The sequence below is a fragment of the Rhizobium leguminosarum bv. trifolii WSM2297 genome, from assembly GCF_000271845.1.
In genome coordinates this window covers 1133205-1146517 of the sequence record NZ_JH719395.1, presented here as the reverse complement: position 1 = coordinate 1146517, position 13313 = coordinate 1133205, and the positions used below count along the sequence as shown (strand labels likewise).

The 13313-nt window shown below is 59.8% G+C and carries 11 protein-coding genes, 2 pseudogenes and 1 riboswitch; of the genes and pseudogenes, 6 read left to right on the top strand and 7 right to left on the bottom strand.

From position 1 onward, the window contains the following. Positions 1 to 171: 171 nt before the first annotated feature. Entirely contained in the window at positions 172 to 570 is a 399-nt protein-coding gene (locus RLEG4DRAFT_RS20845; RefSeq protein WP_003579664.1) for a GFA family protein, read from the top strand. Between the two features lie 107 nt (positions 571 to 677). Further along, positions 678 to 1325, top strand: coding sequence for a VOC family protein (locus RLEG4DRAFT_RS20840; RefSeq protein ID WP_003579663.1), 648 nt, complete (start codon positions 678 to 680; stop codon positions 1323 to 1325). Between the two features lie 15 nt (positions 1326 to 1340). On the opposite strand, the gene RLEG4DRAFT_RS20835 is transcribed toward RLEG4DRAFT_RS20840, so the two are convergent. Continuing rightward, positions 1341 to 1871: a DUF1003 domain-containing protein gene (locus RLEG4DRAFT_RS20835; RefSeq protein ID WP_003579662.1), complete on the bottom strand. Its 531-nt coding sequence runs from the start codon at positions 1869 to 1871 to the stop codon at positions 1341 to 1343. Positions 1872 to 2060: 189 nt separating this feature from the next. Between RLEG4DRAFT_RS20835 and RLEG4DRAFT_RS20830 the strand changes: the two genes are divergently transcribed. Continuing rightward, a complete protein-coding gene (locus RLEG4DRAFT_RS20830) occupies positions 2061 to 3740 on the top strand; it encodes an NAD+ synthase (protein ID WP_003579659.1) in 1680 nt (559 codons plus the stop codon). 190 nt (positions 3741 to 3930) lie between these two features. After that, positions 3931 to 4761, top strand: a complete 831-nt coding sequence (locus RLEG4DRAFT_RS20825; protein WP_003579658.1) for a TolB family protein — start codon at positions 3931 to 3933, stop codon at positions 4759 to 4761. A gap of 683 nt (positions 4762 to 5444) precedes the next feature. On the opposite strand, the pseudogene RLEG4DRAFT_RS20820 reads toward RLEG4DRAFT_RS20825, so the two are convergent. Continuing rightward, positions 5445 to 5702, bottom strand: a pseudogene (locus tag RLEG4DRAFT_RS20820) (3-deoxy-7-phosphoheptulonate synthase); the annotation flags it as partial. Between the two features lie 476 nt (positions 5703 to 6178). On the opposite strand from RLEG4DRAFT_RS20820, the pseudogene RLEG4DRAFT_RS20815 reads away from it, so the two are divergent. After that, positions 6179 to 6746, top strand: a pseudogene (locus tag RLEG4DRAFT_RS20815) (hypothetical protein). A 137-nt stretch (positions 6747 to 6883) separates the two neighbouring features. On the opposite strand, the gene RLEG4DRAFT_RS20810 reads toward RLEG4DRAFT_RS20815, so the two are convergent. From RLEG4DRAFT_RS20810 to RLEG4DRAFT_RS52975, 4 genes are all read right to left on the bottom strand, one after another. After that, a complete protein-coding gene (locus RLEG4DRAFT_RS20810) occupies positions 6884 to 7951 on the bottom strand; it encodes a 3-deoxy-7-phosphoheptulonate synthase (RefSeq protein ID WP_003579645.1) in 1068 nt (355 codons plus the stop codon). Between the two features lie 307 nt (positions 7952 to 8258). Then, positions 8259 to 8840 (bottom strand): hypothetical protein, encoded by a 582-nt coding sequence (locus tag RLEG4DRAFT_RS20805; protein ID WP_003579644.1) that lies wholly within the window; start codon positions 8838 to 8840, stop codon positions 8259 to 8261. A gap of 61 nt (positions 8841 to 8901) precedes the next feature. After that, a complete protein-coding gene (locus RLEG4DRAFT_RS20800; RefSeq protein ID WP_003579641.1) occupies positions 8902 to 10776 on the bottom strand; it encodes a methyl-accepting chemotaxis protein in 1875 nt (624 codons plus the stop codon). A 232-nt stretch (positions 10777 to 11008) separates the two neighbouring features. Beyond that, positions 11009 to 11140: a hypothetical protein gene (locus RLEG4DRAFT_RS52975; protein WP_280805592.1), complete on the bottom strand. Its 132-nt coding sequence runs from the start codon at positions 11138 to 11140 to the stop codon at positions 11009 to 11011. A 71-nt stretch (positions 11141 to 11211) separates the two neighbouring features. Next, positions 11212 to 11398: riboswitch (cobalamin riboswitch) on the top strand. 42 nt (positions 11399 to 11440) lie between these two features. Between RLEG4DRAFT_RS52975 and bluB the strand changes: the two genes are divergently transcribed. Then, positions 11441 to 12130, top strand: a complete 690-nt coding sequence (gene bluB / locus RLEG4DRAFT_RS20790) for a 5,6-dimethylbenzimidazole synthase (RefSeq protein WP_003579640.1) — start codon at positions 11441 to 11443, stop codon at positions 12128 to 12130. 4 nt (positions 12131 to 12134) lie between these two features. Here bluB and RLEG4DRAFT_RS20785 read toward each other — a convergent pair whose 3' ends face one another. After that, a complete protein-coding gene (locus RLEG4DRAFT_RS20785; protein ID WP_003579637.1) occupies positions 12135 to 13232 on the bottom strand; it encodes a DUF2865 domain-containing protein in 1098 nt (365 codons plus the stop codon). Positions 13233 to 13313 lie beyond the last annotated feature (81 nt).

Here is a 13313-nt window from a genome sequence, read left to right as displayed (position 1 = left end):
TTGATGCAACCGGCGATGGGAGGAGGGTGGTGATTGTTGTCGACCAGCAACAGGATGTCTCCAGTGAAACCACGGTCGACCTTCAAGATTTCTGATGATTTTGTTGAGCGGAATGGATTTGACGGCAAGCGCGATCGGCGGCAATTTTCACTCATAAAGGGGAGAGCGATCATGACCGAACGGCATACAGGCGGCTGTCTTTGCGGCGCCGTGCGATTTTCAGTTGGGGCAAAGCCCGGACCGGTCGTCGGCTGCCATTGTTCGCAATGCCGCCGGCAGACCGGGTTCTATTATGCCGCAGTCAACGTGCCGCGCGCAGCCCTCTCGGTGGAAGACGCCGGCGCGATCCGCTGGTATCGCTCGAGCGCCGAAGCCCAGCGCGGCTTTTGTTCGAATTGCGGTTCCGCGCTGTTCTGGCAGGGCGATCAATCGGCCGAGGTTTCCGTGATGGCGGTCGCCTTCGACGAACCAAGCGGTCTTGCCTTCAGCCACCATATTTACTGCGCCGACAAGGGCGATTTCTACGAGATATCAGATGGCCTGCCGCAATATGACAGGTTCCCCATTTAGATTGACAATAGTCGGTTGCCAAGGCTAGATTCAGCGTGCTGCGTAGGGCGCTTCGGGTCAATACCGAAAGGGCAATGCCCGCCTACACTGTATCAACAGTTGCGCCTATGCCGAATCTCGAAAACCTAAAAAAACAGGCCAAGCAATATCTGCGGTGGCATCGTGAAGGCTACTATCCGGTGGCGGCTGAAATCAGAGTGGCCTTGCCGCGCTTCCAGCATCTTGATGACAGGGAAGTGCTGGAAGCTAGTTTCAAGCTCGCCGATGCGCAGGATCTGATCGCGCGTCAATTGGGGTTCGAGGGATGGCAGGCGCTCAAAACAGGAGCCGCAGTCATGGCAGATCCGAAAAAGCGATCCGCAGCTGAGCCCATTCTGCGTTCGACATCGGCGCAGCTGTTCGTTGCTGACATTGAGGCGTCGTGTGAATTCTTTACCAGCCAACTCGGGTTCAAGATCGATTTCCTTTACGGCGATCCGCCTTTTTACGGGCAGGTTATCCGCGACAACGCGCAACTCGCCCTGAGGAAGGTGTGCGAGCCTGTGTTCATCGGCGACATCAGGCAACGGGAACATCTGCTTTCAGCCTCGATTACCGTCGATACATCGGACGATATCAAGCGTCTCTTCCTGGATTTCCAGGCTGCTGGAGTGCCATTTCATCAAAACTTGAGGAAAGAACCCTGGGGCGCCAGAAACTTCATCGTGCTCGACCCGGATGGAAATCTTATCCTGTTTGCTGGCCCGGGCGATTGATCCTTGCGTGGGCGTTCAGCTCTTGGCGGCAAGCTCGGCGCTGAGGCGAGCGACGTCCTCGCGCAGCGCCGTCAGCTCGGACAGCACACGCATGTCGATCTTCTGGTGCAGCGAGAGCACCTCGAGCTCGGCCTTGAGGTTGACTTCGTAATCCTTGGCGGCCTCGAAGCGGTCGCGTTCGGCCTGGCGGTTCTGCGACATCATGATGATCGGCGCCTGGATGGCTGCGATCATCGACAGGATCAGGTTCAGGAAGACGAAGGGGTAGGGGTCGAAGGCGCCGGTCGCCAGGATGATGGTGTTGATCAACGTCCAGATGACAAGGAAGGCCAGGAAGGCGATGATGAAGGACCAGGAGCCGCCGACGCGGGCAATGCCGTCGGCGACACGCTCGCCGAACGAGGTCTTGGCAGACAAGGCGGCATTGACGTCGGTCGAGATGACCTTGCGCTCGTGCGCCTTCGCCAGCACGCGTTTTTCGGTGTCGCCGAGTTGGTCGGCCGGCTTGTCGAAATGATGGTGCATGAAGTTCGAAAGATTAGACATGGTCTGTTTCCGGTGCCCGTTATCGATGCAGTGGCTTTTTCGTGCAGTATTCCGCTCCTCCGGCAAATTGCAATGCGTGTCTATGCCGCGAGGCCGCGGCGCGTCCGTTCACAAAAATTTCGTCAGCGCCAAGACCGCTTTCGACATCGACATGTTGCGGTCGCGGAAGGCGCAGGCTAAATAAATGACATGACACAGGAAAACGCTCTTTCTGATACCTTCCGCATCGCCATCGGGCAGCTGAACCCAACGGTCGGCGATGTCGCCGGCAATCTCGCCAAGGCACGCGAAGCGCGCGCCGATGTGGGCCGGGAGGGCGCGCATCTGCTCGTCCTGACCGAACTTTTCATCTCCGGCTATCCGCCTGAAGATCTGGTGCTGAAGCCGGCCTTCATCCGTGCCTGCTGGAAGGCGGTGGAGAGTTTGGCGGCGGATACCGCCGATGGCGGGCCTGGCGTCGTCATCGGTTTTCCCCGGCAGGACGAGACCGGGCGCTACAATTCCGTCGCGGTGCTCGACGGCGGCAAGGTGATCGCGGTGCGCGACAAGATCGATCTGCCGAACTACGGCGAATTCGACGAGAAGCGCGTCTTCAACCAGGGCGCCATGCCGGGGCCGGTGAATTTTCGCGGCGTACGCATCGGCATTCCGATCTGCGAGGATATCTGGGGCGAGCTCGGCGTTTGCGAGACGCTGGCCGAAAGCGGGGCTGAGATTCTGCTGTCGCCGAACGGTTCGCCCTATTATCGCGGCAAGGTCGACATCCGTCATCAGGTGGTGCTGAAACAGGTGATCGAAACCGGTCTGCCGCTGGTCTATGCCGCACAGCTCGGCGGCCAGGACGAACTGGTCTTCGACGGCGCCAGCTTCGCCTTCAACGCCGACAAGTCGCTCGCCTTCCAGATGAGCCAGTTCGAGACCGCACTGGCGGTGACGACATGGAAGCGCGGCGAAGCGGGCTGGCACTGCGCCGAAGGGCCGATGGCGCATATTCCTGAAGGCGAAGAGGCCGATTACCGCGCCTGCCTGCTCGGCTTTCGCGACTACGTCAACAAGAACGGCTTCAAGACGGTGGTGCTCGGCCTTTCCGGTGGCATCGACTCGGCCATCTGTGCGGCAATTGCCGTCGATGCGCTGGGCGAAGAGCGGGTGCGCACCGTCATGCTGCCCTACCGCTACACGTCCGAGGATTCGCTGAAGGACGCGGCCGACTGCGCCAAGGCGCTCGGCTGCCGCTACGACATCGTGCCGATCGAAGAGCCGGTGACGGGCTTCAGCAGCGCGCTGTCCAGCCTTTTCGCCGGCACGGACAGCGGCATCACCGAGGAGAACCTGCAGAGCCGTGCGCGCGGCGTCATCCTGATGGCGATCTCCAACAAGTTCGGCTCGATGGTGGTGACGACTGGTAATAAGTCGGAAATGTCGGTCGGCTACGCCACGCTCTACGGCGATATGAATGGCGGCTTCAATCCGATCAAGGACCTCTACAAGATGCAGGTCTATGCACTGTCGCGCTGGCGCAACGAGAATGTGCCGCCGGGTGCGCTGGGGCCGTCCGGCGAGGTGATCCCGCGGAATATCATCGACAAGGCGCCATCGGCCGAACTGCGTCCCGACCAGAAGGATCAGGATTCGCTGCCGCCCTATCCGGTGCTCGACGATATCCTCGAATGCCTGGTGGAGAAGGAGATGGCGGTCGAAGAGATCGTCGCGCGCGGCCACGACGTGGCCACCGTTCACCGGGTCGAGCACCTGCTCTATCTTGCCGAATACAAGCGCCGGCAATCGGCGCCCGGCGTGAAGATCACCAAGAAGAATTTCGGCCGCGACCGGCGCTATCCGATCACCAACCGGTTCCGGGATCGCTGAGCGCCAATAAATAGAGCATGATGTCGTCCGAAAACCGCTGACACTTTTCGGCATCATGCCTGGAAATAGAGCATGATGTCGTCCGAAAACCGCTGACACTTTTCGGCATCATGCCTGGAAATAGAGCATGATGTCGCCCGAAAACCGCTGACACTTCTAGGCATTAAGCTTTGGCTATCAGGGAGGAAACATGCGCAGCTCGGTTGAGATCTACAATGTCAGGACGGGCAGGGCGCGCGAAGTCTGGCAGACGGACCAACTGGTGGAGGCACCGAACTTCTCGCCTGATGGTTCCTACCTGCTGCTCAACGGCGACGGGCTGCTCTACCGGCTGCCGCTCGATGGCGGCGAGGTGGTCAAGGTCGATACCGGCTTTGCCGTCAACTGCAACAATGATCACGGCATTTCACCTGATGGCACTGAGATTGTCATCTCGGACAAGACCGAATTCGGCAAGTCGACGATCTATGTCCTGCCGATCGAAGGCGGCACGCCGCGGCTCGTTACCGAGAACGCGCCCTCCTATTGGCACGGTTGGTCGCCTGACGGCCGCCAACTCGCCTATTGCGGCATCCGTGACGACCTCTTCGACATCTATACGATCGCCGTCGACGGCGGCGCCGAGACGCGGCTGACGCATGGCGAGGGCCGCAATGACGGACCGGATTATTCCGCCGACGGGCAGTGGATCTATTTCAATTCCAGCCGCACCGGTTTGATGCAGATCTGGCGCATTCACCCCGACGGCAGCGGGCTGGAGCAGGTAACCTCGGACAATCACGGCAACTGGTTCGCCCACCCGTCGCCCAAAAACGACAAGGTGCTGATCCTGTCCTACGACCCATCGGTTTTCGACCATCCGCGCGATCTCGACGTGCGGCTGCGGCTGATGGATATGGACGGCGGCAATTTGAAGACGCTGTTCGAACTCTTCGGCGGGCAGGGCACGATCAACGTGCCCTGCTGGTCACCAGACGGTGACGAGTTTGCTTATGTCAGGTATTTTCCAGCGAGATCTTGAGAGCGGCGCATCGCCATTTGATGACGGGGTGGTGGGCACTCACTGATTAGCGGGGTCTGTTTCCGCCGGACACAATGTTTCAGAAGCGCGGTGCACAGTAACTCTTGAATGCCCTCCGATGCTTTGGAGTTGCACCGAAACAGACTCGCCTCCAGAAGGGGGGAATTTTGAATCGATACTTGAAACTGTGGTCGGTCCCAGTGGAAATTTCACTACGGTTGTCTCAGGTCGACCATATTTGGATGTAAACGAATAGAACACGATCGAGGCGAACTCATCAACGCCTCCATCTCGAGTTTTTGTCACCCCGACGATTTGGTTGTTATCGCAAACGAAAAGACCAACCTCTGCGCCATCAACATACCATTGACCGGGAAGGTCAGGTGAAAGCACTCTCACCTTCCAACCCCGCTCGCTGGACATGCGACGGGCCTCATCTAGTGAACTACCTAGCTTAAAAACACTTGGGCTATCAGCTGTGTCAGCGTTGGCGAGCTCGGCATTGAATCCCAAGGCTGACGCTATACAGCAGGCAAAAAGCAGGCGAGTAGGAGCGGCAATCAAGCTTCTTGTCCTTAAAATATTCCATTATAAGTCGTTACGATTGCATCGAAGCCGCCGACTCCACAAGCCATTTTGTGAATGGGCGGCGGGGGTTGCCCCGCCGCAACTGATGAAGCCACTCAGGCCGCAACAGCAGCCTTGCGGCGGTCGCGGACGGCTTTGGCCAGATCCTCGAGCGGATCGACGGACATGTCCCAGCCGATGCAGCCATCGGTGATCGACTGGCCGTAGACCAGCGGCTTGCCGGGGACGAGATCCTGGCGGCCGGCAACGAGATTGCTCTCGATCATCATGCCCTTGATATGGTCATTGCCGGCGACGATCTGGCCGGCGACGTCGTGGACGACCGTCGGCTGGTTCATCGGATCCTTGCCGCTATATCCGGCAGGCCCTGATACAGTGGGCTGTAAACAGCGTACGCGAAGGACGCGATTAAGGGAACCACGATTAACGCAATCGCTACTCTCCACCAAGGTGGAGATGGAAGAGTTTCTACAGGCATGCGTCCGCTATCGAAAATGTTTATTCGGCAGGATTGCACGTCACAGTGTGCGTGACAATGTCGCGTCCGGCCTCATCTTCGAATTGCTGATGCGCACGCTTTTGAGGGGTGGATGATTGGGGGACTGCCAAGGTTTGATTGCAGTTGCTGCCTCCAGTTCCGTGTAACTCGCCGAAGCGGACGGTGTATTCTATTTCAAGATGAGCTGTGGCATTTATTCAGCTTCCTATTGTGGGGAAATATTGTGACCTGAATATCAGTGCTGTACTGGCTGGTAACGACTGGTCGTCCACTGCTGCTGCTCGCTCTTTTGGCATCCGCAAACATGAAGATGAACCTGGAGGTATAGACTTGCTGGCTGTCTTTAGATGCGCGTCGACGCTGCGTGGTTTCACGATCGCCGGCTCCGTGGTGGCAATGGGTTTCACGCTCGCAGGATGTTCATATCTTTTTGTCCGTGGTGTCGAGGGAAGCTACCTCGCAACGGGTACTCCGGTACTCGGAAAGGTGACAGCAAGCAACGAGAGTGAGCAGATGGGTGGAACGGTTGAAATCGGCTCGGCCGAAAGGCAGCAATGCAGGGGTCGCTACAGCGTATCGCAGGTGAAGACAAATTTCTGGAAGCTGGAAACCGGCGAGCGAACCTATCGCGGGAATATCTACTGTCTGGATGGTCGGGCAGGGACGTTTGAACTCATATCGAAGGACAAGGGGAAAACCGGCTCGATCACCGGTGAGATCAATGGCGAGGCATTTCAACTCGATGTGTACGAATCGAAGATCCGTGAGTGCATGACGGACGAATGCAGATGGGGCTTGAAGTGGACTTACTAAAAAGAGCGCGACAACATGCGTACCTATTACAGGGTTGCGACTGAAACACGAGCCCGCTTCAATGGCTCTAAGGCTGCTCTATTAAATCTGCTCCTATTCCGCGTGCTGGCGATCCGGCCCGGCTCCACCCATGATGGCGGGGCGGTGGGTTAGTAACCCCACGTTACTCACCCACCGCCCTGTTGGGGGCGGGTGTCTGCCCGCCGCGCTTGGTGCTGTCTATCAGGCTGCGACGGCTGCCTTGCGCCGCGCGCGGGCGGATTGCGCCAGATCTTCCAGCGTCGTTACCGACATGTCCCAGCCGATGCAGCCATCGGTGATCGACTGGCCGTAGACGAGCGACTTGCCCGGCACGAGATCCTGGCGGCCGGCGACGAGATTGCTCTCGATCATCATGCCCTTGATATGGTCATTGCCGGCGACGATCTGGCCGGCGACGTCGTGGACGACCTTCGGCTGGTTCATCGGATCCTTGCCGCTATTGGCATGGCTGGCGTCGATCAGGATGCGTGGGGTCATGCCAAGCTTGACGGCTTGGCCGACCACCGCTTCGACGTCGGCCGCTTCATAGTTCGGCTGTTTGCCGCCGCGCAGAATGATGTGGCAGTCCTCATTGCCTGTCGTCGAGGCGATTGCCGCCTGGCCGTCCTTGGTGACGGCGGGGAAATGGTGCGGCTGCGACGCGGCCAGGATCGCATCGAGTGCGACGCGGGCGCTACCATCGGTGCCGTTCTTGAAGCCGATCGGGCAGGAGAGGCCGGAGGCGAGCTGCCGGTGGATCTGGCTTTCGGTCGTGCGGGCGCCGATTGCGCCCCAGCTGACAAGATCGGCAATGTATTGCGGCGTGATCGTGTCGAGGAATTCAACGCCGGCCGGAAGCCCCATAGCATTGATGTCGAGCAGCAGCCGCCGGGCGATGCGCAGCCCTTCCTCGATGCGGTAGCTGCCGTCGAGATGCGGATCGTTTATCAAGCCCTTCCAGCCGACGGTGGTGCGGGGCTTTTCGAAATAGACGCGCATGACGATTTCGAGGTCGTCCGAGAGACGCTGTCGCTGCTCCTTGAGCCGCTCGGCATACTCCCGGGCGGCAACCGGGTCATGGATGGAGCAGGGGCCGATGACGACAACCAGGCGATCGTCTTTGCCCTGGAGAATTTTATGGATCGCGTCGCGATTGCTGGTCACGGTCTCGGTGACCCCGGCGTCGCGGTGGATTTCCGCAATGATATCGGCAGGTTTGGTCAGCGGGGTGATCTCGAGGATTCGCAGATCATCAATGGTATCAGACACGGTATGGCTCCTGTTTGGTCATACCGTGCGGAACAAAAAAGCCGCCAGGTAGACTAGCGGCTGTTCGGGTTGTCGTCGCGTCGACTTCAGTTACGCATAGACCCGCATCCGCTGTGAGCAGCGGTACCAATAAAATCGCGAGGCGTAGATAGACGTGGTCGACATCAGGCGTATGTAGCGTTGCCGCCGCATGATGTCACGCAGAATTTTCTGAAGTTGGGCAGCGTGTTTTTATGCACATCGCCCGAACCGCATATGCGTCCGGGCAATGTGAATTTGCGCCTTTTAACAGGTCAAATGCAGGAAATTAAAGGGCGTCGACGTTCACGCCGACGGTGATGGCGCCGATCGGCGTTCCCTTGTCATCTGATATGGTGACGCTTGCCTGCGACTGCAGCGTCTGGGTCGATTCGTCCTTTTCGATCTCATCGACGAAGACTGCGTCCTTGCCGGCTCCGAAGGACTTCTGGAACTTGCCTTCGTCGCCCTGCCAGAAGTCGGAAGTCGGATCGCTTTGACCGACATTCAGGCCCTTGGCATCCATGACGAAGATTTCCGAAATCTTGCCGTTGGAGGCAGCCTTCTTTTCCTGAAGGAATTTCGACAGTGCATTGCCGAGCACGCCGTCGATCATCGTATGGTCAGAGCCATCGACCTCGGCGCGCCACTTCTTGTCGAGGGCGTCGATGTCGGCCTGGCCGAGATTGGCATTTGCGACGTTCTGCGCCTTGATGGCCTCGATGATGGCAGGGTCGTTCAGCCAGGGCTTTACATCGCTTGTCACGTAGTCGGAGATCGGGGCGAGCTTCGCATCCTGCGCCATGGATACGCCGGTGGTCATGGCAACTGCGGTGCAGGCCAAAAGCAATACGGACACAACTTTCTTCATAACTGTTCCCTTCCTGATTATGGGGTGATGAGGCATAAAAGTTTATCGAGCGAAGACGAGGTCAGAACTCTTCCCAGGCACCGGGAGCAGCGGCAACGGCGGCATTTCCTGCATGCCGCTGCACGAAGGCTCTGGGCTCGGGGCGAGACTGGCGAACGGGTTGAGCGAATTTGGGCTGGCTGGCCGCGGTGGCGCCGACAGTGAACCTGCCGGCCGAATCCTGCAAAAGACGTCCCTGCATCAGCAGTTCCTGGCAGGCCGCGTTGGTCTCCTCGACCATTGCCGCGTTCTGCTGCGTCGCATGGTCCATTTGATTGATCGCGCCGTTGATTTCCTGCAGGCCGGTCGCCTGTTCGCGATACGATTGGACGATGGAAGCGATGCTGTCGCTGATGCGGTTGATCTGCTCCTCGATTTTCAGGAGGGCATCGCCAGTTTCGTTCACCAGCCCGACGCCGGCTGCCACTTCCTGGCCGGAGACGTTGATCAGGTTCTTGATTTCCTTTGCCGCATTGGCGGAGCGCTGGGCGAGTTCGCGCACTTCCTGTGCGACCACGGCAAAGCCCTTGCCGGCTTCGCCGGCGCGCGCCGCCTCGACGCCGGCATTCAGCGCCAGCAGGTTCGTCTGGAAAGCGATCTCATCGATGACGCCGATAATGCGGCCGATCTGGCTGGAGGAGGTCTGGATCCGGTCCATCGCTCCGATCGCGTCACGCACCACCGTCGCCGAGACATGGGCGCTGCGTTTGGTTTCCTCGACCAGCTTGCCGGTATCTTCGGCCCGCTGCGACGACGTTCTGACCGTGGTGGTCACCTCATCCAGTGCGGCGGCGGTCTGTTCCAAGGCTGCCGCCTGCTGCTCGGTCCGCTTGGCGAGCTGATCGGCGGAGGAGGCAAGCTCGCTCGACCCGCCTTCAACCGCGACGGAAGCGATCTTGATCTCGGTCAATGCGGCCGCAACCGCTTCGACCATGCGGTTGAAATCCTGCCGCAGTTTATCAAATTCCGGGCCGAGATCGGCCAGGTGTATCGAGAAGTCGCCGGCGGCGAGCTTTTCCAATTCATTTGCGAGCGCGGTCATGACCAGCCGCTGAGCGTTGCTGGCCTCTTCCGTCAACGATGCGTTGCGCGCCCGTTCGGCATCGAATGAAGCGGTCTGCTCGGCCGCGGCCTTCTCTCTTTCGACCTTGGCAATCGCCTCGTTACGGAAAACTTCCAAGGCACGTGCGAGGAAACCGATCTCGTCGCCATTTTCCCGGTAGGTGACGGGAGAGGCCAGATCGCCTTTCTGCAACGCGCTGATCCGTTCGCTGAGAATCCTCAAGGGGCGGCCGACGAGGCTGCGCATGGCGAGAAGGAAAGCGACAACGGCGATGGCGGTGATCATGAATTGCGTCAGCAGCGAAATCAGGACCTTCTGCTTGACTTCGGCAGCGATTTTTTCGACCGACCAGTTGGTGACGACGTAGCCGGTCGCCTTGCCTGATTTATCCAGCGGCAGCGGCGCAACGATCGTCACGATACCGGCCGATATTCCGCTGTCATCGATCGTCGTTTTCTCAGGCTTGGCGCTGAGGCTCTTTGCCAGATCGGCCGGTGCGGGCAGACCGCCGACGCCGTCGCGCGTCCATGTATCGACGGCGGCAGGTTCGGCGTTGAAGGCGGCAAACTGCACCAGGTCGAGCGAGGGGTCGTCGCGGTAGAGCGAATAGGCCTCGCGCACAGCATTCGCCTTGCCCCATTTCACGCCGCCGGCGGCCAGTGACGCAAACTGCTCGGTATCCTTGGACCAGTTCGCCTTGGCGCCATCGATCAACGCCCTGGTTTCGTACATCCAGGTATAGGTGGCAAAAGCGGAAATGCCGCAGAGATTGACGGTCACGATAATCGCCGCCAGCTTGGCTGTCAGAGGCATCGTTTTCAAAAATTGGAACATTCCGCGGGGGCCTGGGATTGCGGCTCGATCGGACTTATTTCCCGACCGGCATGTCAACACGGGCATCCACGCCGACGGTCACATCACGAGCGCTCATGCCCATGTCCTGATAGCAACCCAAAACGCGCAAACGCAGTGTGTATTTGATGTGTGAATAAATGATAAAGTGGAATGGCATACGGGAGCACGTGCGTGTCAATTTGCCGTTGAACCCGCCGAAGATTGGCCTTGCTCAGTTGTTTTCCGCGATTGCCTCTTCGAAGGTGACCGAGCCCGATTGCAGCGGCATCAGCCCGAAACCGTGTTGCAGCATCAGTGGCATCAGGAAGAGCAGGGCGCGCCGAGCCCGAGCCCCATGAGCCATGGGTCTCAACCCGTCCTTCGGACCCCCGCTGGGGAGAAGGGATTCCTGGCTTGCCGCAGCACCCGTTTCCTGAAATAGATGCGCCGTCAGGTGCCCGCCGTCAAAGCGGGAGAATCGGGAATCCGGTGCAAGACCGGAACGTGCCCAACGCTGTAAGGCCGACGTCTGCCGTTTCATCATGCCACTGGCTTTTGCCGGGAAGGCTGCGGCAGGTGGATGACGCCAAGTCAGAAGACCGGCCTGGCAAGATAGACCCAACCCGCGCGGACGGCGGGCGGTTGCGTTGTTGGGGATTTGACGATGCGACCCTTTGATGAGGATGCCCTGTCAGTGGCGTCCGGTTTTTCCGTGGCCGAACGCGAGGCCGTATATCATGCGATCATGACGCGGCGGGACGTGCGCAGCCAGTTCCTGCCCGATCCCTTGCCCGACGACGTGGTGGAACGGCTGCTGACGGCCGCCCACCACGCACCCTCCGTCGGCTTCATGCAGCCGTGGAATTTCATTCTGGTGAAAAGCCCAACAGTTCGGGCTCGCGTGCGGGATGCTTTTGCCAAGGCCAATGAGGAAGCTGCGGAGATGTTTACGGGTGAGCGGCGGCAGGCCTATCGCTCGCTCAAGCTCGAAGGCATCGTCGAGGCGCCGCTCGGCATATGTGTGACCTGCGATCCGACCCGCAGCGGCAGCGTGGTGCTGGGGCGCACGCACAATCCGAGGATGGATAGTTATTCCACAGTCTGCGCCATCCAGAATCTCTGGCTTGCGGCCCGCACTGAGGGGATCGGCATCGGTTGGGTCAGCATCTTTCGTGAAGGCGACCTGAAAAACATTCTCGGCATACCCGAGCATATCGAGGTGGTCGCCTGGCTCTGCGCCGGTTTCGTCGATCGGCTCTATGACGAGCCGGAACTTTCCGTCAAAGGCTGGCGGCAGCGGCTGCCGCTTGAGGAGCTGGTGTTTCATGACGGTTGGGGACGGAGCGAGCCGTAGCCAATCACTGCTGCTGCGGCTGTGGGCCTGGTGCGGCAGGGTTGGCAAGATCGATCGAGCCCTGGTCGCCGGCGAGGAACTGCGGGCCGACCTGGCGGACCTTGTTCTGCGTGGGGTCGTAGGGACGCTCCGGAACCGTTGGCTGCGGCGCGGCGGCTGCCGCGGTATCCTTCGCCGGCGGATTGGTGTGGATGGTGGTGATCGAGCCCTGCTGCGGCGGTTGGCTTACCGCCTGTTTGCCGCGCATCTCGTCGTAATAGGCGGTGAGATTGCAGGCGCAGGAGGTCTTTTCGCCCGGCGTGCGGTTCTTGTAGGCAAAAGCGTTCTTCATGGCGCTGTAGGGCGTGCCGGTTGCAACCGAGATCATGTTCGAGGCTTCGGTACTCGTCACGTCGCGATAGAAGAGCTCCGTCTCGATGCCGGGGCACATCTTGGCGCAGGTCTGGGCATCGCGACCGAAATCGACCGAGGTGGCGTTTGAGCTGATCGGAAAGAAACCACCGTCGCAGTTGCGCACGCACATGGTGCTGACCGGCGACATCATCTCGGCCCGCGGCATTCCGTAACGCGGATCGAGCTCTCCACCGCCGCCGAGCGGTATGAAGGTATCGGCGCGCATCGCCTGTTCCTCGACGCTCGGGGCGGGGTCGTTGGCACTGCGCTCGTCGGGCGCATAGAAATTTTCGCTGTTGCAGCCATTTTGATCGAGAGCGGCCATCAGTTCGCGGCGGGCGCCGTCATCACCGCCGCCCTGGGCGCGCAGCTCGGCGCGGCGGTCCTGGAGATAACGGATATTGTCGATCATCCGGGCTTCGGCCTGCGAGAGCTCGTCGCAATAACCGGCATTCTCGCCGCCGATCACCACCATGCTGCCCGAGGTGCAGCCGTAGCTGCGCAGGTCGTTGCGCACCTTGCGCAGCTCAAGGTTCTGCTCGGCCATGGCGCTGGCATATTGGCGCGCTTCCGGGCCATTGCCGTTGCCGATCGATCGCGGCAGATCGGCGAGACGGCCGCGCAGGTCCTCGCAGATGGCGCTGGTCTGCGCGGCGGCGGGCGCTGCGACGGCAAGAAGAAGCGCAAGAGACAGGTTTCGGCGATTCACGGCTCGTTCCGGATGAGAAAGTGTCGATGGGTCACGGGCGACTTCAACGGCCGCGCGTTTTCCCTTAACGTGTTTCTCTTA

Coding starts and splice junctions, on each gene's coding strand:
- bluB (WP_003579640.1), top strand. CDS start 11,441: ATGCGACCCTTTGATGAGGATGCCCTGTCAGTGGCGTCCGGTTTTTCC.
- RLEG4DRAFT_RS20825 (WP_003579658.1), top strand. CDS start 3,931: ATGCGCAGCTCGGTTGAGATCTACAATGTCAGGACGGGCAGGGCGCGC.
- RLEG4DRAFT_RS20800 (WP_003579641.1), bottom strand. CDS start 10,776: ATGTTCCAATTTTTGAAAACGATGCCTCTGACAGCCAAGCTGGCGGCG.
- RLEG4DRAFT_RS20830 (WP_003579659.1), top strand. CDS start 2,061: ATGACACAGGAAAACGCTCTTTCTGATACCTTCCGCATCGCCATCGGG.
- RLEG4DRAFT_RS20845 (WP_003579664.1), top strand. CDS start 172: ATGACCGAACGGCATACAGGCGGCTGTCTTTGCGGCGCCGTGCGATTT.
- RLEG4DRAFT_RS20805 (WP_003579644.1), bottom strand. CDS start 8,840: ATGAAGAAAGTTGTGTCCGTATTGCTTTTGGCCTGCACCGCAGTTGCC.
- RLEG4DRAFT_RS20835 (WP_003579662.1), bottom strand. CDS start 1,871: ATGTCTAATCTTTCGAACTTCATGCACCATCATTTCGACAAGCCGGCC.
- RLEG4DRAFT_RS52975 (WP_280805592.1), bottom strand. CDS start 11,140: ATGGCTCATGGGGCTCGGGCTCGGCGCGCCCTGCTCTTCCTGATGCCA.
- RLEG4DRAFT_RS20840 (WP_003579663.1), top strand. CDS start 678: ATGCCGAATCTCGAAAACCTAAAAAAACAGGCCAAGCAATATCTGCGG.